The sequence below is a fragment of the Pseudarthrobacter sp. NamB4 genome (assembly GCF_005796185.1).
In the GTDB taxonomy this organism is placed as follows: domain Bacteria; phylum Actinomycetota; class Actinomycetes; order Actinomycetales; family Micrococcaceae; genus Arthrobacter.
In genome coordinates this window covers 285,179-302,994 of the sequence record NZ_VAHM01000003.1, presented here as the reverse complement: position 1 = coordinate 302,994, position 17,816 = coordinate 285,179, and the positions used below count along the sequence as shown (strand labels likewise).

Below are 17,816 nucleotides of genomic sequence, written 5' to 3'. Positions count from 1 at the left end.
GGCCGTCTGCGCAACATTCTGGGCGGATCCCTTTGCGGTGCGGGCAACGTCTGCTGCTTCTTCCTTGGCCGCTTCCTTCCGGGATGACCCGGAGGTGTCGCCGGGCTGGCCTTCGCCGTATTGGGGAGTGGCGGCGGAGGGGAAGGTGGTGGCGGTGCGCTCACCCGGGTTTCCCGTAGAGGCCGGGGGAGCCGTGTAAGCGGGGTCCTCGGGCCATTGGTTCTCTGTCATCTTCGCTCTCTCTTTCCAAGAAGGCCGGTTGTTGATCAAGAACCAGCAATACTGGCCGTAAAATAATAAGCATGATTACTAATAAAAGGTAAGTACCCTTGCTAAACGAGTTATAAACGGTTCCAAATGAGTCGGCCGGAAAGGCGCCTGCCTGCCGGATCACATCGAAGTGGAAAGTGGTGGGTAACGTGGAAACAGCTCCATGGGTTTGGGTGATAGTTGCCATTGTTGCGGTGGTGCTTATTGTGCTGCTGCTGCTCGCGACAGGACGGCGCCGGAAGGCGATACAGCAGAAGCGGGATGACGCGCACCGCGAAAAGGCTGCCGAGATCCGCCGCGACGCCGAGAACCGCGAACTTGATGCCCGCGAGCGCGAGGCCAAGGCCGCCCGTGCGCGTGCGGACGCTGAGCAGGCGCAAGTTGAGGCAGCTCGGCTGCGCCAGCAGGCAGACCAGCAGGCGACGGAGGCCAAGACTCTCCGCGACGACGTGAATGAGCGGACGCGGAAAGCGGACGAACTTGACCCTGACATCCAGGGGGAACGTCGCGGCCGCGGCAACTCCGGCGCCGCAAGCCAGGAGAATCCTGGTGGAGGCAGCCATGCTGATCGAGAGAATCCCCGATCAGGCATCTGACCCGCCGACAAACCGGTTGTCCTTGGTTTTAGAAAACTTTCTTCCTTGGTTTCAAGACGGGGGAGGGATCAACTCCTTCCCCCGTTCCCATGCCCCCAATCACTTCCCTGACAGCGTCGGTTGAGCTGATTGCCGGTTCCCAGCCCAGAACGCGGCGGGCCCGGCCGGTATCCATGACCGGGACGCCGGCCGCCATCTCCACCCACCCGGAATCCGTAGGCTGCAGCCGGAGCCGCCAGGCAAGGCCGACGATCTTATGAAGCAGTCCCATGGGCACGGGCAGAATCCTGCTGGCTCCGAGGGCCCTGCCAAGTTCCTGGGGTGTTAGCACGGGCTCCGCGGCGACATTGAAGGCCCCGGAGGCACGCTGGTCGATAACCCGCCAGTACGCTTCCGCCACATCGGCGGCATGCACCGCCTGGAAGATGAGGTTGTCCGGTGCCGGAAGGAGTGGGATAGGCAGTTTCCCCGGTAAAAGCCGGGGAATGAGCGGTCCCAGGAAGTACCGGCCAATTTCGCTCCCTGCGTCCTGCTGGAAAATGAGGGCTGGCCGGAGCCTGGCCACGGAGATGCCCGGCTCTGCGGCCATGAAGGCGTCCAGGGCCTGCTCCTGTTCCGCCTTGTGCCGACTGTAGTGGGAACCGGGGATTCCTCCCGCTGGCCAGGACTCATCCGACCGGTGATCCTTGGGTGCCTTGCTGTAGGCACCCACGGACGAGGCGCAGACCACCTGTTTGACCCCGGCACGTTTCGCCGCCGCAAGTAGGTTCCTGGTGCCCGTAACGTTCGTCCGGTACAACTGCTCCAGATCCCGGTTGGGCTGGATCTGCCAGGCCAGATGAACCACTGAATCTACTCCGGCCAGTGCGGCAGCAAGCAAGGGGCGGTCGCGTTCGAGCCCGACATCCAGGGTGTGCCAGCTAACGCCTGCATAGGGTGCCTGGCTGGTGTCCGGACGGCGCCTGCTGATCCCCGTCAGCTTCAGGCTTCCAGGCTTTTCCGACAGCTCGGCCTGCAGCCTGCGCAGCAGCGCTGTTCCTGCGTTTCCGCTGGCTCCCGTGATGGCGATGTGCATGTCAAGGACTCCTTGGCGTGGACGGTCAGTGCCGGGTACACACCGAGCCTAGTACCGCCAAGGATTGTTTTATAAGCAACCTTATGATTTCCTACTTCTAAGTCTTGCCGCAGGCTTTCGGACCCGACCGAGGGAACCAACGACAATGCCCGAATACTTTCCCGCACTTGCCGTGGATACTACGCCTGTCCACCAACAGCAACCAGAAACACCGCGAAAAAGCCCGTCCGGCAGTAGCGCCGGACGGCTTCGCCAGACCTTCGAAAACGATCTGGTCCTCGGCTACCTGGACCTTGCCGAGGCACTGGCCGCCCGCTTCGAGGCCCGCGGCCGCGAACGCGCCGACCTGAACCAGGTGGCTTACCTTGGACTGGTAAAGGCTGCCCGCGGTTTTGACCAGTCGAAAGGGGAAAGTTTCCCCGCGTATGCGGCCCCCACCATCACCGGTGAGCTGAAGCGGTATCTGCGCGACCGTACCTGGGTGGTCCGCCCGCCCAGGCACATCCAGGACTTACGCACCCGGATGTTCCGGGCCGAGCCGGAGCTGACCCAGTCGCTGGGAAGGAACCCGAGTGTGGAGGAACTGGCAGGGGCGCTCGAGGAGGATCCGGCTGCGGTACAGGAGGCCATCTCGGCGTCGAGCAGCATGCACCCGGACTCGCTGGACGCGGTCAACCCCCATTCGGACGCGCCGTCCATCGGCGAGGTGCTGGCGTGTCCGGAGACGCCGCTGGAACGCCTGGAGGAGCTTGCCTGCCTGCGTGACGCCATCCAGGACCTGGATGCGCCAGACCGGGAGCTCCTGTACCGCCGGTATTTCTGCGAAGAAACCCAGGTGCAGCTGGGAAAGCGGCTGGGCATGTCCCAGATGCAGGTTTCGCGCCGGCTTGCCCGGGTCTTGGTGGAACTGCAGCGCCGGCTTGAGAGCAGCGCCCTCCCGGCGGCAGCGGACGGAGTCGAAGCAACCGCGGCCCAAAGAATGGATCTCGCCGCGGGGTCCGGAACATCTTTGCGAAGCCTCCGTGGGCAGGGCAAAGCAGCGGCAGCAGGACAGGGATCCGCCCGCAGGAGCGGCGTGCGCGCCAGGACCAGATAGCCCTGGGTCCGCCGGTGAAAGCCGCCGGAGGATGCTGTCCGGGTACCGCCGGGAGGAGCAGCAGAAGCAGTTGCGGCGCTATCTTGCCTGTTCAGAGCGGCAAAGGAATAACAACCGAAAGGTGAGAAAAGCGTCCGGCCCTGTTTAGGAGCAGTAGCAGTGGGGAACAGGGAGGTTATGGGAAGCTCCGTAACCTCCAAACTCAGGGCTGTCCTGTTCGACCGGGACGGGACCCTGGTAATCGATGTGCCCTACAACGGGGACCCTGATCTTGTCCGCCCGATGCCCGGCGCAAAAGCGGTATTGGACGCCCTGCGCTCCGAGGGCATAGCCACCGGCGTCCTCAGCAACCAGTCCGGAATCGCCCGCGGCATGATCACCGCGGAGGACGTAGCCAGCGTCAATGCCAGGGTGGACGAACTGCTGGGGCCCTTCGATGTCTGGGAAGTGTGCCCGCACTCGGACCAGGACGGCTGTGAGTGCCGCAAGCCGGCGCCGGGCATGGTGCACAGCGCGTGCCGGAAGCTGGGAATAGCGGAATCAGAGGCCGCGCTGATCGGTGACATCGGTGCCGACGTCAGGGCCGCAGAAGCCGCCGGCGCCACCGGAGTCCTGGTTCCCACACCGGTAACCCGGGCCGAGGAAGTGGCGGGGGCCCGCCTTGTTGCTCGGAACCTCGCAGACGCCGTCGTCCTGCTGCGGGAGGCGCCCTAATGGGGCGCGTCCTGGTGGCGCGCCTGGACAGCATGGGCGATGTCCTCTTGGCCGGTCCCGCGGTAAGGGCGGCGGCCAACGGCAGGACCCCGGACGGGAACAACCCAAACCATGTCGTGATGCTGTGCGGCAGGCAGGGAGAAGCCGCGGCCGCAGTGCTGCCGGGAGTCTCGGAGGTTTACAGCTGGGACAGCCCGTGGATCATGAATCCGGCACCCAAAATGACCGGACCCCACGCCGACAGGCTTATCGACTACGTCCGGAATTCAAGGATCAACGAAGCCGTCATCCTCACGTCCTTCCACCAGTCGCCCCTGCCGCTGGCGCTGCTGCTGCGGCTGGCGGGGGTTGAACGCATCACCGGAGCTTCCACGGATTACGCCGGGTCACTCCTCGATGTGCGCCTCAAGCCGGGGGAAGACTTCCCCGAGGACCAGCCGGAGGCGGAACGCGCCCTGGGCATTGCCGAGGCAGCAGGATTCCGGCTGCCGGCAGGCGACGACGGAAAGCTCCGCCTGGCCTCCGTGCCGGACGTGCGGGACCTGGTGGGGCAAGAGCCGTATGTGGTGGTCCACCCGGGCGCCGCAGTTCCCGCCAGGGCCTGGCCGCCGTTGCACCACGCGGCCGCCGTCGAACTCCTCCAAGGTGCCGGCCACCGCGTGGTGGTGACCGGCGGCCCGGGCGAAACTTCATTGACTGCAACGGTGGCAGGCCCTTCCGCCCTGGACCTTGGCGGCCGCACGGATCTCCATACCCTTGCGGGGGTCATGGCAGGCGCCGAAGCCGTCGTGACGGGCAACACTGGACCCGCCCACCTTGCAGCCGCCGTCGGCACACCCGTTGCCTGCCTGTTCTCCCCTGTGGTGCCTGCCATCCGCTGGGCACCCTACGGGGTTCCGCTGGAGCTCCTGGGCGACCAGAACGCACCCTGCAGGATGAGCCGGGCCCGTGTCTGCCCGGTTCCCGGCCATCCCTGCCTGGCCTCCGTCTCGCCCGAGGATGTGGTGGCAGCGGTTGAACGACTGATAGGCGGCGTGAGCTCTTTCAGTACCCATGTCAGCACCCGTAGAAAGGCCCGCAACAGATGAGAATCCTGCTCTGGCATGTCCACGGTTCCTGGACGGACGCCTTCGTCCGCGGCCGTCATGAATACCTCCTTCCCGTCCTCCCGGGAGGTGGGGCCTGGGGACTTGGCCGTGCCGGCAGGGACTGGCCTGCATCAGTGCGGGAAGTGGAGCTGGCAACGCTGGACGCGGACGCCGTTGACGCCGTCGTCCTTCAACGCCCGGAGGAAATCGAGGAACTGGCGCGAGTACTGGGCCGCCGGCCCGGCGTTGACCTGCCCGCTGTCTACCTGGAGCACAACACGCCCAAGGAGGGCTTTCCCTTCGCCCGGCACCCGCTTGCGGACCAGCAGCGCATCCCCGTCGTTCACGTGACGCACTTCAACAGGCTTGCCTGGGACAACGGCTCGGCCCGCAGCCTGGTCATCGAACATGGCATACCGGACCCCGGTCAGCTCTACACCGGGGAGCTGCCGGAACTGGGCGTGGTGGTCAACGAACCGATCCGGCGCGGCCGCGTCACGGGCACGGACCTGCTTCCAGACTTCGCGTCCGTCGCACCGCTGCAGGTCTTCGGCATGAAGACGGACGGCCTTGCTGCAGCCGCAGGGATTGATCCCAGCCGGCTGACCTCCCGGGGCGACCTGAAGACGCAGGAACTGCACCGCGAACTGGCCCGGTGCCGGGTCTACGTGCACCCAATGCGCTGGACGTCCCTGGGATTGTCCCTCCTGGAAGCCATGCACCTGGGCATGCCGGTGGTGGCCCTTGCCAGCACCGAAGCGCCGCGGGCGGTGCCGCCGGAAGCTGGCGCCATCTCCGCCGATATCGACGAGTTGCTTCGCTGCGCGGAGCGGCTGATCGCCAACCCGGAGGAAGCACGACGGCGGGGTGTCGCCGCCCGTGAGGCGGCACTGGAACGCTACGGCCTGGGCAGGTTCCAGGACCGCTGGGATGAACTCCTGGCGGACCTTGACAGCCGGCCGGGGAACGGCGGTAACGACGGCCGGGACGAGCGGATCCTTGTCCCGGCGGGAGAGAGGAAGACTCCATGAGAATCGCGATGATTTCCGAACACGCCAGCCCGCTGGCAGCCCTTGGCGGGGTGGATGCCGGCGGGCAGAACGTGCACGTCGCGGCACTGTCGGAAGCGCTCGCCAGGCGCGGCCACCACGTCACCGTCTACACCCGCAGGGACGCAACGGAGCTTCCCGCCAAGGTCCGGGTGGGGCGCGGCTTCGAGGTGGTCCACGTGGATGCAGGACCCGCCACACATGTTCCCAAAGACGAACTGCTGCCCTTCATGGGTGATCTCGCTGACGGAGTGGCCAGGGACTGGAGCCAACGGCCGCCGGACGTGGTGCATGGCCACTTCTGGATGTCCGGCCTCGCTGCGATGGACGCGGCCAGGCGTCCGGACGCCGGATACCGGGTCCCCGTGATCCAGACCTTCCACGCGCTGGGCACCGTCAAGCGCAGGCACCAGGGCGCGGAGGACACCAGCCCCCAGGAGCGGCGCTGGCTGGAGCCGGGCGTGGGACGTTCAGCGGACCGGATCATCGCCACGTGTTCGGACGAGGTGTTTGAGCTTAAGGCCATGGGCATCAATACCGGAAAGATCTCCATCGCCCCCTGCGGCGTGGACCTCAGCTTTTTTTCCGCGGACGGCCCGGCAGATTCCAGGAAGCGCCGATTCCGCGTTCTTTCGGTGGGACGGCTGGTCCCGCGCAAGGGAGTGGACCTGGTGATCCGGGCGCTCCCCTTCCTGCGTGAGGCCGGATTCGACGACGTGGAGCTCCTGATCGTGGGCGGCGGCGGGGATTCCGGCGTACTCCATGCCGACCCCGAGGTGCGGCGCCTGATGGACCTCGCCACCGAACTCGGGGTTGCGGACCAGGTCCGGCTGCAGGGCCAGGTGTCCCGCGGTGAGATGCCCGGGATCTTCCGCAGCGCCGACGCCGTGGTGTGTGCACCCTGGTATGAGCCATTCGGAATTGTCCCGCTGGAAGCAATGGCATGCGGTGTGCCCGTGGTGGCTGCCGCCGTCGGCGGTCTCCGTGACACCGTGGTTGACCACGGAACCGGGCTGCACGTACCGCCCCGCGACCCTGAGGCCATCGCCTCAGCCCTGGCCCTGCTGTTCGGGAACCCCGACCTGCGGGCGGAGCTGGGCAATGCAGGCAAACTGCGTGCCCAGACCCGGTATTCCTGGGACAGGGTGGCCGCGGAAACCGAGAAGGCCTATCAGCTGGCGGTGGCCGGTGCCCCTGCCGGCGTTGCCCCGATGGAAGGAGCGGCACTGTGACTGCAGAATGGACCCTTCGTGAAGCCGACCTGCCGGCTTTGGCCACGGCACCGGCGCTGCCCGGCGTTCTGCCCGGTTCCGGCTTTGCGGATCCCGCCAGCGCGGATATTGTCCAGACCCATCTTGACAATGTGGTGCCGGCCCTGGATTCGCTTCGCAGCCAGTCCGGCCTCCTGGCCGCCTGGGGAGTGGAGCTCGCCCAGCGACTCCTCCGCGGGCAGCGTCTGCTTGCCGCCGGCAACGGGGGCTCAGCGGCGGAAGCCCAGCACCTCACCGCGGAGCTGGTGGGCAGGTTCGACGGCGAGCGGGTCCCGTTCTCGGCGATCTCGTTGCACGCCGAATCGTCGGCGGTTACGGCAATCGCCAACGACTACGGCTACGACGAAGTCTTCGCCCGCCAGGTGCGCGCCCACGGCCGTTCCGGAGACGTGCTCATGCTGCTGTCCACCAGTGGCAAAAGCCCCAACCTGCTGCGGGCTGCCGAAGCAGCCGCGAAACTGAACATCACCACCTGGGCGCTCACCGGCGTCGGCCCCAATCCTTTGACCGAGGCCTGCGACGAAGCCGTGATGGTCGACGCCCTCAGCGCCAACGCGCAGGAGGGGCACCTGATCGCCCTGCACGCCATGTGCCGTGCCTTCGACCTGGAAGTGGGCCGGCGCAGCGCCGTCGACGCAGGATTGCAGAAGCGGGGAGGCCGGGCATGAGGATCGTAGTGGTGGGCGATGTGATGCTGGACGTGGACCTGTCCGGCGAGGCAACCCGGCTCAGCCCCGATGCCCCTGTCCCCGTGGTGGATGTTTCCGGCGTCAAGCGGCGCGCCGGCGGTGCGGGCCTGGTGGCCCGGATGCTGGCGGGGGACGGCTGGCCCGTCACACTGGTGACTGTCCTGGGTGATGACGACGCCGGCCGGCAGCTGGAAGCGCAGCTCGCCGGAGTGCGCCTTGTGTCCGGTCCCAGCGGGCATGCATCACCGGTCAAGACCCGCGTCAGGGCCGGATCGCATCCCGTGGTCCGCTTCGACCAGGGTTGTGAAAAGGCCCCCGTCCCGGACGTCAGCCCGGCCATGCTGCGCGCTGTCGAGAAGGCGGGCGTGATCATTGTTGCCGACTACGGCAGGGGCCTCGCCGCCAATCCCCAGCTCCGGGACCTTCTGGCCCGGCTTGCAGTCGACGTGCCCGTCATCTGGGACCCGCACCCTGCCGGGCCGGAGCCGGTACCAGGTGTTGCCGTGGTCACGCCCAACCTGGCCGAGGCGGCGAAGGCTGCCCAGGCCGTGAGTGCCCAGCCAGCACCGGCCGGCCAGCCAGCAGCGGCCGGCCAGCCAGCGCCGGCCGGCCCGGGAGGCGTGGAGGCCCCCGAATCCAAGGAACCGGTCCGCGGGCAGGCTTCGGTCTCCAGCATCAAGGGCCGGGACGTTCCGGCCGGGGAGAGCCAGGACCCGCAGGACCTGGCTGCGCACGCTGGCCGGATCCTGCTGGAGCGCTGGCAGAGCCAGGCCGTCCTGGTGACCAAAGGCGAGCAGGGGGCAGTGCTGCTGCGCAAGGACCGTGCCTCCCCACACGCTGTTCCGGCACCGCGGGTGGAAGCAGGTGACCCCTGCGGGGCAGGCGACCGGCTGGCAGCAAGCCTCGCCGTACACCTCCTTGCCGGCCGTGACCTCGAGGAGGCCGCCAGGCTGGCAGTCCATGACGCGGCCGACTTCCTGGCCAGCGGCGGGGTGTCCGCTTTGCCGGACCCGGCTGACCCGCAGGTGCTCGGCACGAAGCCCGGGGGCCAGGCGGGCGGAAAGCGCCGTACCACTGAGCCATTGCTGCTGGCCCGCGCGGTGCGGGACGGCGGCGGCAAGGTGGTGGCCACGGGCGGGTGCTTCGACCTGCTGCACGCAGGCCATGTCCGGTCCCTGGCGGCGGCCCGCGAACTGGGGGACTGCCTGATCGTCTGCCTGAACTCGGACGACTCGGTGCGCCGGCTCAAAGGCCCGGAGCGTCCCATCATCGGCCAGCAGGACAGGGCCGAACTGCTGCTGGCGATGGAATGCGTGGACGCGGTGATGATCTTCGATGAAGACACCCCGGAGGCTGCCCTGGAACGCCTTCGTCCCGACTTCTGGGTCAAGGGCGGGGACTACAAAGGTGCCCGCCTGCCAGAGGCCGACCTGGTGGAGAAGTGGGGCGGGCGCTGCCTCACCGTCCCGTACCACCCTGCCCGCTCCACCACGGGCCTGGCCGACGCCCTGGCCAAGGTCAGCTGACTGACGGGTGGGCTGACCGTACGCCCACCTCCGCTATGCAAGTTTTTTTGTTTTCCCCATTGAAAGGAACACCATGACTGCAGAAGTGAATGTGCCTGCATCCACCAACCCCGGCCGCGTGCTTGTAACGGGAGGTGCCTCCGGACTGGGGGCCGCCGTCGTCGACGCCGTGCTTAAGGCCGGCGGCACCCCGGTGGTGCTGGACCGCGATATCAGCAGCGTTTCCGCCGTGAAGGCGTTCGAAGTGGATGTGGCGGACCGTGCGGCTGTCGAAGCCGCCGTCAGGGAAGCCGCCGAGTCTCTGGGCGGGCTTGAAGCCGTGGTGACGGCTGCCGGCATCGACCGCTGCGGCAAGCTCGCGGACGTTGAAGCCACTGAGTGGGAGAAGGTCATCGGGGTGAACCTCATGGGCACGGTGTCCGTGGTCCGCGCAGCCCTTCCCTACCTCAAGGCAAGCCACGGCCGGGTCATCACGGTCGCATCCACGCTTGGCAAACGGGCCGTGTCCGACGCCACCGCCTACTGCGCCTCCAAGTTCGGGGTTGTGGGCTTCAGCCACGCTCTCGCGGCTGAGACCGGCGGCGAAATCGGCGTCACCACCATGATCCCGGGCGGCATGAAGACGCGCTTCTTTGACGACCGCACCGAGCAGTACAAGCCGCAGGACGATTCACGCCTCAATGACCCCGCCAACACAGCACAGGCCATCCTGTTCGCCCTGTCGCAGCCGAAGGGCTGCGAGGTCCGCGAAATGCTGATTTGCCACGAGGAAGAGGGCTCCTGGCCCTAAAGGCGGACAACCACCAGACCGGAAAACGACGGGAGGAACACCATGCCTACGACTGCCATCGAAACAACCACATCCCTGGAATCCGCCGGGGAGCCCGGAATTACCATCCGGAACCCGCGCAGCGGCGATGTCCTCTGGACCGTGCCCGAGGCCGGACCGGACGCCGTGGCCCGCTCGGTGGAAGTTGCCCGGAGCGCTGCGGAGCAGTGGGCTTCCACTCCACCGGCTGAGCGCGGCGCCGCGCTCCGTTCGGCCGCGCGGGCGCTTGACGCCGCAGCGCAGAAACTGGCAGAGCTGAACGCCAGTGAAACCGGGCGGCCGGTGGAGGAATCCCTCGCGGGGATTGGCGCCGGAGTTTCCACCCTTGAGCAGTACGCGGAGCTCGGCCCTGTGCACCGCGGCCTCAGCCTGAGGGGCAACCGGCTCGCTTCTGACTACACGGTGGCGGAGCCGCGGGGGGTGGCTGCCCTGCTGACCCCGTGGAACGATCCCGTTGCCGTGGCCTGCGGGCTGATCGGTGCCGCGCTGGTCACCGGAAACACAGTCATCCACAAGCCCAGCGAGCGCTGCCCTCGTCTTGGCGAGGCATTGGGCGAGGTCCTGGCGCCTGCCTTCCCGGCCGGGGTGTTCCAGACTCTTTCCGGAGGAGCCGGAGTGGGCGCGCTTCTTGCCCAGTCCGAGGTGGACGTCATCGCGCATGTGGGATCCAGTGCTGCCGGCGCCCGCATCGCCAGGGCAGGGGCTTTGACCGGAGCCCACGTCATCCGGGAAAACGGCGGAAACGATCCGCTCCTGGTGGACCGCGACGTCGATCCCGTATGGGCGGCGGAGCAGGCTGCCATCGGTGCTTTCAGCAACAGCGGCCAGATCTGCGTGGCGGTGGAACGGATCTACGTCCACGAGGCCATCGCCAAGGAGTTCTGCGCTGCCCTGGAAGCGGAGGCGGCGCTTCGCAACGGCAACGGCACGGTGGCGCCGCTCGTGGACCTGCGGATGCGGGACGCGGTGCACGCCCACGTGACCGATGCCCTGAACCAGGGCGCGCACGCGGTGGAGGGCGGCGCCCTTCCGGACGGGCCGGGCTCCTTCTACCCGGCCACGGTCCTGGTGGGCTGTACTGAGCGGATGGACGTCATGACGGAGGAGACGTTCGGCCCGGTTGCCCCGGTGCAGGTAGTGAAATCGTTCGACGACGGCCTGCGGCTGGCGTGCAGCGGCAAATACGGCCTCGCCGCCACAGTCCTTTCGGGCAACATTGCCCACATCCAGCAGGCGGTGGCAGCCCTTCCGGTGGGAACCGTGAAGATCAACGAGGTCTTCGGCGGGGCGCCGGGCGGTGCCGCCCAGCCGCGCGGTGAAAGCGGGGCCGGCTTCGGTTACGGACCGGAGCTCCTGGACGAGTTCAGCCGGGTGAAAGTGGTGCACATTGCCGCGCCGCCGGCTGCTGCCGAAGAACAGGACCAGGCATGAGCACGTCCCCGGAACCCATCGACCTCTCCACCCAGCGAGCGCTGTCGGAGTGGCTGCCCGGGCGGCTGGCAGCAGAGCAACCCGCCATCCTGGTGCTCGGGGACGTGATGCTGGACGGTTGGTGGAGCGGCACCATCGAGCGGCTCTGCCGTGAGGCACCCGCCCCAGTGGTGGACGTGCAGACCCGCGAGTCGGTACCCGGTGGTGCAGCGAATACAGCCATGAACCTGGCCGCCCTCGGAGCCCGCGTGTCTGTTGCCGGCATTATCGGCAGGGACGACGCCGGGGTGGACCTGCGGAACCAGCTGGTTGCGGCCGGGATCGATGTCACCTACCTGCTGGACCACCCGGATATGGTGACCACCACCAAGATCCGGATCAGCAGCGGGGGGCAGGTGATGCTCCGCATCGATGATTCGGCCAAGTCGGTGCCGGCCGAAGCGCTGGCGGAACTGGCAGCCTCGGTGCGCGCCGCCGTCGAAAACCAGGACGCGGTGATGGTGTGCGATTACGGCACCGGTGTGCTGGCCGACCCTGTGCGCGCCGGACTGGTGGACGCCCTGGCGGGCAGCGGCCCCGCGGGGTCGGAAGCGCGACCGCTGGTGGTGGTCGATTCGCATGACCCCCGCCCCTGGGCGCCGCTGCGGCCTGACCTGGTGACGCCCAACGCCCAGGAAACTGGCCGGATGCTGGACCTGCGCCTTCCTGACGGGCAGGAGCGGGTGGCAGCCGTAGGCGCACATGTTGAGCAGTTGCTGGAAGCCACCGGAGCCCGGGCGGTGGTGGTCACGCTGGACCGCGACGGAACCGTCTTGCTGACCCCCGACGGCGTGCGGCACCGGACGTGGGCCCGGCCGGCCGCTGAAAAACAGGCGTCAGGAGCCGGGGACACCTTCGTGGCTGCGTTGACACTGGGACGCGCTGCGGGCCTGCCGCTGACAGCCAGCCTGGATTTGGCACAGTCGGCGGCCGACGTAGTGGTGCACCAGCCGGGCACCTCCGTGTGCAGCACCGCCCAGTTGAGCCGGTACCTCAAGGCCTTCGCGGACACCGCCTTGGGGGCCGACGAACTGGAACGGCAGCTGGAACTGCACCGGTCCCAGGACCAGCGGATCGTGCTGACCAACGGCTGCTTCGATGTGCTGCACAGCGGCCACACCCGATACCTCAACCAGGCCAAACAGCTGGGCGACGTGCTGGTGGTGGCGCTCAACAGCGACGAGTCGGTGCGGCGGCTCAAGGGCGCGGGCCGGCCCATCAACAACGTCGCGGACAGGGCCGCCGTGGTGGCTGCCTTGAGCTGCGTGGATTACGTGACGGTTTTCGACACCCCCACCGCCGCGCCCCTGATCCGGCAGCTCCGGCCCGAGGTCTACGCCAAGGGCGGGGACTACACGCCGGAAATGCTGGCCGAGACCCCGGCCGTGGAGGAGTACGGCGGCCGGGTTGCCATCCTGGACTACGTTGCTGAACGGTCCACCACGGCGGTGGTGAACAGGATCCGGCAGGGCGAAGGGGCGGTCCCCACCAACTAGTGTTGAACCTTTGAACTGGCTGCACGGACTGGAGCGGGGCACGGGTCATGGCGAAGCGCGGAAAGTCGGGGGGCCGTGCGAGCCGTCCGGCAACGGGTGCGGTGGACGTCCCCAGGGGAGGCAGGCCCGTGGGTCCTGTTGAGGGTGTCTACTACATCGACACCGGCGACTGCGAGCTGATCGCGGACCAGGACAACTCCACTGGCTGGCTGTTGAAGATCAATGGCGTGATGAGCTCACACATTGACCTTGCGGACCCGCTGTTCCTCGACTTTGAGTACATGCGCTGGATGGCGGCACTGATCGAGTCCCGCTGGCCGCCGTCGGGCATTCCTTCAGGCGCCGCCCCAAGTGCCGGCCACAAGCTGCGTGGCCTGCACCTGGGCGGCGGCGCCTGCTCCATGGCCCGGTATTTCTTGGCCGTCTACCCGGACGCACGCCAGGTGGTGGTGGAGCTGGACGGCAAACTGGCCGAGTATGTGCGCGGCTGGTTCAACCTGCCGAAGGCCCCCCTGCTGCGGATCCGGGTAGGGGAGGCCCGGGAAGTGACGGAGACCCTGACGGCCGGGAGCCGGGACTTCATCATCCGGGACGTCTTCGCAGGTGCCGTGACCCCGCGTCCTCTGACGACGGCGGAATTCAACCAGCACGTCAAACGGGTCCTGGCCCCCGGCGGGCTCTACGTGGTCAACTCGGGGGACGCACCGGACCTGAAGAATGCCAGGGAGGACGCCGCCACCATCGCGGCCTCCTTCAAGCACACCGTCATCATCGCCGACCCCGCAATGCTGAAGGGCCGGCGCTACGGAAACATGGTGATGGCCGGTAGCGATGTCCCTTTGGGGGAGGACCCGCAGCTGGCCCGGAGGCTGCTGGGCGGCGCTGTTCCCGCCCATCTGTGGGATGACGGGCAGGTCCGTGCCTTCGCCGCCGGAGCGCCGGTGCGCCATGACCCGCCGGCGGTGGCCTAACCCCGGCCCAGCAGTTTTTCCCGGTGCGTGGCCATCTGGTCCCGCAGCGCCTGCACCACGGCTGCGACGGCCGGGCGCCGCAGCGAGTCCGGCCGGAGCACCATCCAGTAGGGGAGCAGTTCGGCGATCTCCCCGGGGAGCAGCCGGACCAGGTCCTCGTGCAGGTCGCCCATGAAGCAGGGCAGGAATCCGATGCCGGCACCGGCCCTGGTTGCCTCCACATGGACAAAGACGTTCGTGGACGTGAGCGCGTCCCGCATGGCGGGCACCAGCCGCCGGGGCGCATCCAGGTCATCCACCTGCAGCATCGAATCCACGAAGTAGACCAGCGGATGTTCGTTAAGTTCGGCAACCGTGGCCGGGGTTCCATGCTCGGCGAGGTAGGCCCGCGAGGCGTACATCCCCAACATGTACTCACCCAGTCGGATCGCCTCGGCCCGATGCACCTGCGGTTCGCCCACCACCACTTCGATGTCCAGCCCGGAGCGCTGCTGCAGCGCCCGCCGGGTCATGGTCACCACCTCCACGCTTAATCCGGGGTGGTTGCGCCGCAGGCGGGCAACGGCCGGGGCGGCGATGTAGGCGCTGAATCCGTCAGTCGCGGTCATGCGGACGACGCCGGTAATTGGGTCCGGTGCCTGGCCGCCAGCTCCCAGCGTTCCCACCACAGCTTCCACCTGTTCGGCCACCTGCACAGCCTGGGCACCCAGGTCGGTGAGCTCCCATCCGCCGGTGGCGCGCGCCAGCACCCGTCCGCCAAGTGCTTTCTCCAGGGCGGCTATCCGGCGTGAGACAGTGGTGTGGTTCAGGCCCAAGGCCTGGGCCGCCGTCGTAAATTTCGCGGAACGGGACACCGCGAGGAGTACCAGCAAATCATCGGGGTTCGCCTTCATATCTGCAATTCTGCACACAACGGGTGCCTGTTTGGTTATTGATGCAGCATGTTTGTGCAGCAATACTCAGGGGGAGTTGGTGCTGTAGATCGCAGCACGTGTCGATGTGGACACTGAGGAGAACCAGTGAGTGTAGAGCAACGCCACGCGAACGAACCCGCCGGAGCTGCAGCCAAAGGATCGGGACTGAAGAAAATCGTCGCCGCCTCCATGGTGGGGACGGTGGTGGAGTGGTATGAATTCTTCCTCTATGCCACCGCCGCAACCCTGGTGTTCGGCAAGTACTTCTTCCCGGCCACCGGAAACGAGCTGGACGGCATTATCCAGGCGTTCATCACCTACGCTGTCGGGTTCGTGGCGCGTCCCCTCGGCGGCATCGTGTTCGGCCAGATCGGCGACAGGCTGGGCCGTAAGCCAACGCTGCAGCTCACCATCGTCATCGTGGGCGTGGCAACCTTCCTGATGGGCTGCCTGCCGGGATTTGCCGAGATCGGCTACCTGGCACCTGCCCTGCTGGTGGCGCTGCGCTTCATCCAGGGTTTCGCGCTGGGCGGTGAATGGGGCGGCGCTGTCCTGCTGGTTGCCGAGCACAGCCCCAACGCATCCCGCGGCTTCTGGTCCAGCTGGCCCCAGGCGGCAGTACCTGTCGGCAACCTGCTGGCCACGCTGGTGCTGTTCATCATGTCCTCCGTGCTCGGCAGTGATGCCTTCCTCAGCTGGGGCTGGCGCGTGGCGTTCTGGCTCTCTGCCGTGATCGTGTTCGTGGGCTACTACATTCGCATGCACGTGAGCGAGGCGCCCATCTTCCTCGAGGCCAAGGCCCTGGTGGAGAAGGAGCAGGCCGTGAGCTACGGCGTGTTCGAGGTGGTCCGCAAGTACCCCAAGGGCATCCTGCAGGCGATGGGCCTGCGTTTCGGTGAAAACATCATGTACTACCTGGTGGTCAGCTTCGCGATTGTCTACCTCAAGAGCGTGCACAAGTACGACACTTCCTCACTGCTGCTGGCGCTGCTGATTGCCCACGTCATCCACTTCCTGGTCATCCTGCAGGTGGGCCGCCTGGTGGACTCGCTGGGCCGCAAGCCCGTCTACCTGATCGGAGCCATTTCCGGAGCAGTCTGGCCGTTCTTTGCCTTCCCGATGTTCGACACCCGCAACGCCTTTGTCATCGTGGCCGCGGTGACCATCGGATTGTGCCTGCACGCCTTCATGTACGCGGGCCAGCCAGCCGCCATGGCCGAGCTGTTCCCCACCCGGATGCGCTATTCCGGCGTCTCCCTCGGCTCGCAGGTGACGTCCATCTTCGCCGGTTCCCTCGCCCCGCTGCTGGCTACACAATGGCTCAAGGACACTGGATCCTGGGTGCCCACCGCCATCTACCTGGTGGTGGCCTGCGCCGTCACCTCGGTGGCTGTGCTGAGCCTGCGCGAAACCAAGGGCATCGCCCTGGAGGAAGTGGACAAGGCCGACGCCGCCCGGGAAGGGCTGCTCCCCGCCGCCGCCAGACGCTGAGCTGCTTGACCGTTGGACCTTTCGGGAGCACAAAGGAGAGAACTGCGATGGAACACAATTTGAACGGGCGCAAGGCCCTGGTCACCGGCGGTGCGAGCGGAATAGGCGCTGCCTGTGTCCGTGAGCTGGCAGCGCGCGGGGCGAAGGTGGTGGTGGCCGACGTCGACTCCGCTGGCGCCGCTGCGCTCGCCGATGAGGTGGGCGGCACCGCTTGGGCTGTGGATCTGCTGGATGTGGACTCGCTCGCCGCCCTGAACCTGGACTGCAACATCCTGGTGAATAACGCCGGGATCCAGCGGATCAGCCCCATCGAGGACTTTGATCCTGCAGACTTCCGCCGGATCATCACCCTCATGCTGGAGGCGCCGTTTCTGCTGATCCGGGCAGCCCTGCCGCACATGTACAACAACGGGTTTGGCCGCATCATCAACCTGTCCTCGGTGCACGGGATACGGGCCTCGCCGTTCAAGAGCGCCTATGTTTCGGCGAAGCACGGCCTGGAGGGGCTGAGCAAGGTGACGGCACTGGAGGGCGGGGACCACGGCGTGACGTCCAACTGCATCAACCCGGGCTACGTGCGGACGGCGCTGGTAGAGAAGCAGCTGGCCGACCAGGCGCAGGTGCACGGCATTCCCGAGTCAGAGGTGCTCACCAAGGTGATGCTGACCGAGTCCGCCATCAAGCGGCTTGTGGAGCCTGAGGAGGTAGCGTCCCTGGTTGCCTGGCTGGCCTCGGACAAGGCCGGGATGGTTACCGGCGCCAGCTACACCATGGACGGCGGCTGGTCCGCGCGGTAGCCCGTCCCGCCCTTACTAGGTCATTTGTTCGGATACGGCGGCCGGGGCGTCGTATTCAGACGAAAACTTCGCGCCTCAAACACACAATCATCAACGTAGAGGGTTATCTCCTCGGACTCCGGGGGCCAGAAAATCCGTGTGCTGCTGGTCACCCGGACTGCTGTCACGTGGAAAACGCGCCGGTAGCCGATCACCTACGTCACGGGCTGCTCCGACGTGTCTCATAACTAATGGTGAATACGCCCCTTGAATCCCTAGAGATATGAGGCACTGCCCAAGACATGTGGTGACCATTTGAAGAACCGAGAATGACGCTAAGGCCAGCGCCCCGTCGTGGAGCAGCTGCCTGAACTGGCCTTCGCTGTTCGGGGTCAGCTTCTCCCCGTCAAGGAAGAAGGTAGGCGTGCCGGTGACGCCGGATGTACCGGTGCGGGCTTGTTGGCCGAGACCACGGCGGATCAGATCATGCCGGTG

General features: G+C 66.9%; 16 protein-coding genes and 2 pseudogenes. 14 read left to right on the top strand and 4 right to left on the bottom strand.

Features of this window, described 5'->3' with window-relative positions; all coding sequences use genetic code 11:
• Positions 1-231, bottom strand: a pseudogene (locus tag FDW81_RS04465) (hypothetical protein); the annotation flags it as partial.
• Positions 232-419: 188 nt separating this feature from the next.
• Between FDW81_RS04465 and FDW81_RS04460 the strand changes: the two are divergent.
• Positions 420-866 carry a hypothetical protein gene (locus tag FDW81_RS04460; RefSeq protein WP_138132941.1) on the top strand — a complete coding sequence of 149 codons (447 nt, stop codon included), beginning with the start codon at positions 420-422 and terminating at the stop codon, positions 864-866.
• A 28-nt stretch (positions 867-894) separates the two neighbouring features.
• Here the strand turns inward: FDW81_RS04460 and FDW81_RS04455 are convergent, their stop codons facing one another.
• Positions 895-1,941: an NAD-dependent epimerase/dehydratase family protein gene (locus FDW81_RS04455; protein WP_138132940.1), complete on the bottom strand. Its 1,047-nt coding sequence runs from the start codon at positions 1,939-1,941 to the stop codon at positions 895-897.
• Positions 1,942-2,086: 145 nt separating this feature from the next.
• Between FDW81_RS04455 and FDW81_RS04450 the strand changes: the two genes are divergently transcribed.
• From FDW81_RS04450 to FDW81_RS04400, 11 genes are all read left to right on the top strand, one after another.
• Positions 2,087-3,037 (top strand): sigma-70 family RNA polymerase sigma factor, encoded by a 951-nt coding sequence (locus tag FDW81_RS04450; RefSeq protein WP_138132939.1) that lies wholly within the window; start codon positions 2,087-2,089, stop codon positions 3,035-3,037.
• A 177-nt stretch (positions 3,038-3,214) separates the two neighbouring features.
• Complete coding sequence (locus FDW81_RS04445; protein ID WP_138132938.1) at positions 3,215-3,751, top strand: HAD-IIIA family hydrolase; 537 nt, start codon at positions 3,215-3,217, stop codon at positions 3,749-3,751.
• Complete coding sequence (locus FDW81_RS04440; protein WP_138132937.1) at positions 3,751-4,839, top strand: glycosyltransferase family 9 protein; 1,089 nt, start codon at positions 3,751-3,753, stop codon at positions 4,837-4,839. The genes FDW81_RS04445 and FDW81_RS04440 overlap by 1 nt, the downstream gene beginning before the upstream one ends.
• Positions 4,836-5,870, top strand: coding sequence for a glycosyltransferase (locus FDW81_RS04435; RefSeq protein WP_138132936.1), 1,035 nt, complete (start codon positions 4,836-4,838; stop codon positions 5,868-5,870). The genes FDW81_RS04440 and FDW81_RS04435 overlap by 4 nt, the downstream gene beginning before the upstream one ends.
• A complete protein-coding gene (locus FDW81_RS04430; RefSeq protein ID WP_138132935.1) occupies positions 5,867-7,120 on the top strand; it encodes a glycosyltransferase in 1,254 nt (417 codons plus the stop codon). Before FDW81_RS04435 ends, FDW81_RS04430 begins: the two co-directional genes overlap by 4 nt.
• Positions 7,117-7,827 (top strand): SIS domain-containing protein, encoded by a 711-nt coding sequence (locus FDW81_RS04425; protein ID WP_138132934.1) that lies wholly within the window; start codon positions 7,117-7,119, stop codon positions 7,825-7,827. The genes FDW81_RS04430 and FDW81_RS04425 overlap by 4 nt, the downstream gene beginning before the upstream one ends.
• On the top strand, positions 7,824-9,374 hold the full coding sequence (locus FDW81_RS04420) for a PfkB family carbohydrate kinase (protein ID WP_138132933.1): 1,551 nt from the start codon (positions 7,824-7,826) through the stop codon (positions 9,372-9,374). Before FDW81_RS04425 ends, FDW81_RS04420 begins: the two co-directional genes overlap by 4 nt.
• 73 nt (positions 9,375-9,447) lie before the next feature.
• The gene (locus FDW81_RS04415) at positions 9,448-10,164 is read left to right on the top strand and encodes an SDR family oxidoreductase (RefSeq protein WP_138132932.1); all 717 of its coding nucleotides are present in this window, start codon (positions 9,448-9,450) and stop codon (positions 10,162-10,164) included.
• 42 nt (positions 10,165-10,206) lie between these two features.
• Positions 10,207-11,634, top strand: a complete 1,428-nt coding sequence (locus tag FDW81_RS04410) for an aldehyde dehydrogenase (protein ID WP_138132931.1) — start codon at positions 10,207-10,209, stop codon at positions 11,632-11,634.
• A complete protein-coding gene (gene rfaE2 / locus FDW81_RS04405; RefSeq protein ID WP_138132930.1) occupies positions 11,631-13,169 on the top strand; it encodes a D-glycero-beta-D-manno-heptose 1-phosphate adenylyltransferase in 1,539 nt (512 codons plus the stop codon). The genes FDW81_RS04410 and rfaE2 overlap by 4 nt, the downstream gene beginning before the upstream one ends.
• Before the next feature lie 47 nt (positions 13,170-13,216).
• Positions 13,217-14,140 (top strand): spermidine synthase, encoded by a 924-nt coding sequence (locus FDW81_RS04400; protein ID WP_138132929.1) that lies wholly within the window; start codon positions 13,217-13,219, stop codon positions 14,138-14,140.
• On the opposite strand, the gene FDW81_RS04395 is transcribed toward FDW81_RS04400, so the two are convergent.
• Positions 14,137-15,033 (bottom strand): LysR family transcriptional regulator, encoded by an 897-nt coding sequence (locus FDW81_RS04395; RefSeq protein ID WP_138132928.1) that lies wholly within the window; start codon positions 15,031-15,033, stop codon positions 14,137-14,139. The genes FDW81_RS04400 and FDW81_RS04395 overlap by 4 nt on opposite strands.
• A gap of 126 nt (positions 15,034-15,159) precedes the next feature.
• On the opposite strand from FDW81_RS04395, the gene FDW81_RS04390 reads away from it, so the two are divergent.
• Entirely contained in the window at positions 15,160-16,545 is a 1,386-nt protein-coding gene (locus FDW81_RS04390) for an MFS transporter (protein WP_138132927.1), read from the top strand.
• A gap of 47 nt (positions 16,546-16,592) precedes the next feature.
• The gene (locus FDW81_RS04385; protein ID WP_138132926.1) at positions 16,593-17,342 is read left to right on the top strand and encodes a 3-hydroxybutyrate dehydrogenase; all 750 of its coding nucleotides are present in this window, start codon (positions 16,593-16,595) and stop codon (positions 17,340-17,342) included.
• 330 nt (positions 17,343-17,672) lie between these two features.
• On the opposite strand, the pseudogene FDW81_RS18335 reads toward FDW81_RS04385, so the two are convergent.
• Positions 17,673-17,759: pseudogene (locus FDW81_RS18335) on the bottom strand (disulfide bond formation protein DsbA); the annotation flags it as partial.
• Positions 17,760-17,816 lie beyond the last annotated feature (57 nt).

Bases quoted from the DNA above. Each gene is read 5' to 3' on its own strand.
- FDW81_RS04455 (WP_138132940.1), bottom strand. From the start codon at position 1,941: ATGCACATCGCCATCACGGGAGCCAGCGGAAACGCAGGAACAGCGCTG.
- FDW81_RS04450 (WP_138132939.1), top strand. From the start codon at position 2,087: ATGCCCGAATACTTTCCCGCACTTGCCGTGGATACTACGCCTGTCCAC.
- FDW81_RS04445 (WP_138132938.1), top strand. From the start codon at position 3,215: ATGGGAAGCTCCGTAACCTCCAAACTCAGGGCTGTCCTGTTCGACCGG.
- FDW81_RS04440 (WP_138132937.1), top strand. From the start codon at position 3,751: ATGGGGCGCGTCCTGGTGGCGCGCCTGGACAGCATGGGCGATGTCCTC.
- FDW81_RS04435 (WP_138132936.1), top strand. From the start codon at position 4,836: ATGAGAATCCTGCTCTGGCATGTCCACGGTTCCTGGACGGACGCCTTC.
- FDW81_RS04430 (WP_138132935.1), top strand. From the start codon at position 5,867: ATGAGAATCGCGATGATTTCCGAACACGCCAGCCCGCTGGCAGCCCTT.
- FDW81_RS04420 (WP_138132933.1), top strand. From the start codon at position 7,824: ATGAGGATCGTAGTGGTGGGCGATGTGATGCTGGACGTGGACCTGTCC.
- FDW81_RS04415 (WP_138132932.1), top strand. From the start codon at position 9,448: ATGACTGCAGAAGTGAATGTGCCTGCATCCACCAACCCCGGCCGCGTG.
- FDW81_RS04410 (WP_138132931.1), top strand. From the start codon at position 10,207: ATGCCTACGACTGCCATCGAAACAACCACATCCCTGGAATCCGCCGGG.
- rfaE2 (WP_138132930.1), top strand. From the start codon at position 11,631: ATGAGCACGTCCCCGGAACCCATCGACCTCTCCACCCAGCGAGCGCTG.
- FDW81_RS04400 (WP_138132929.1), top strand. From the start codon at position 13,217: ATGGCGAAGCGCGGAAAGTCGGGGGGCCGTGCGAGCCGTCCGGCAACG.
- FDW81_RS04395 (WP_138132928.1), bottom strand. From the start codon at position 15,033: ATGAAGGCGAACCCCGATGATTTGCTGGTACTCCTCGCGGTGTCCCGT.
- FDW81_RS04385 (WP_138132926.1), top strand. From the start codon at position 16,593: ATGGAACACAATTTGAACGGGCGCAAGGCCCTGGTCACCGGCGGTGCG.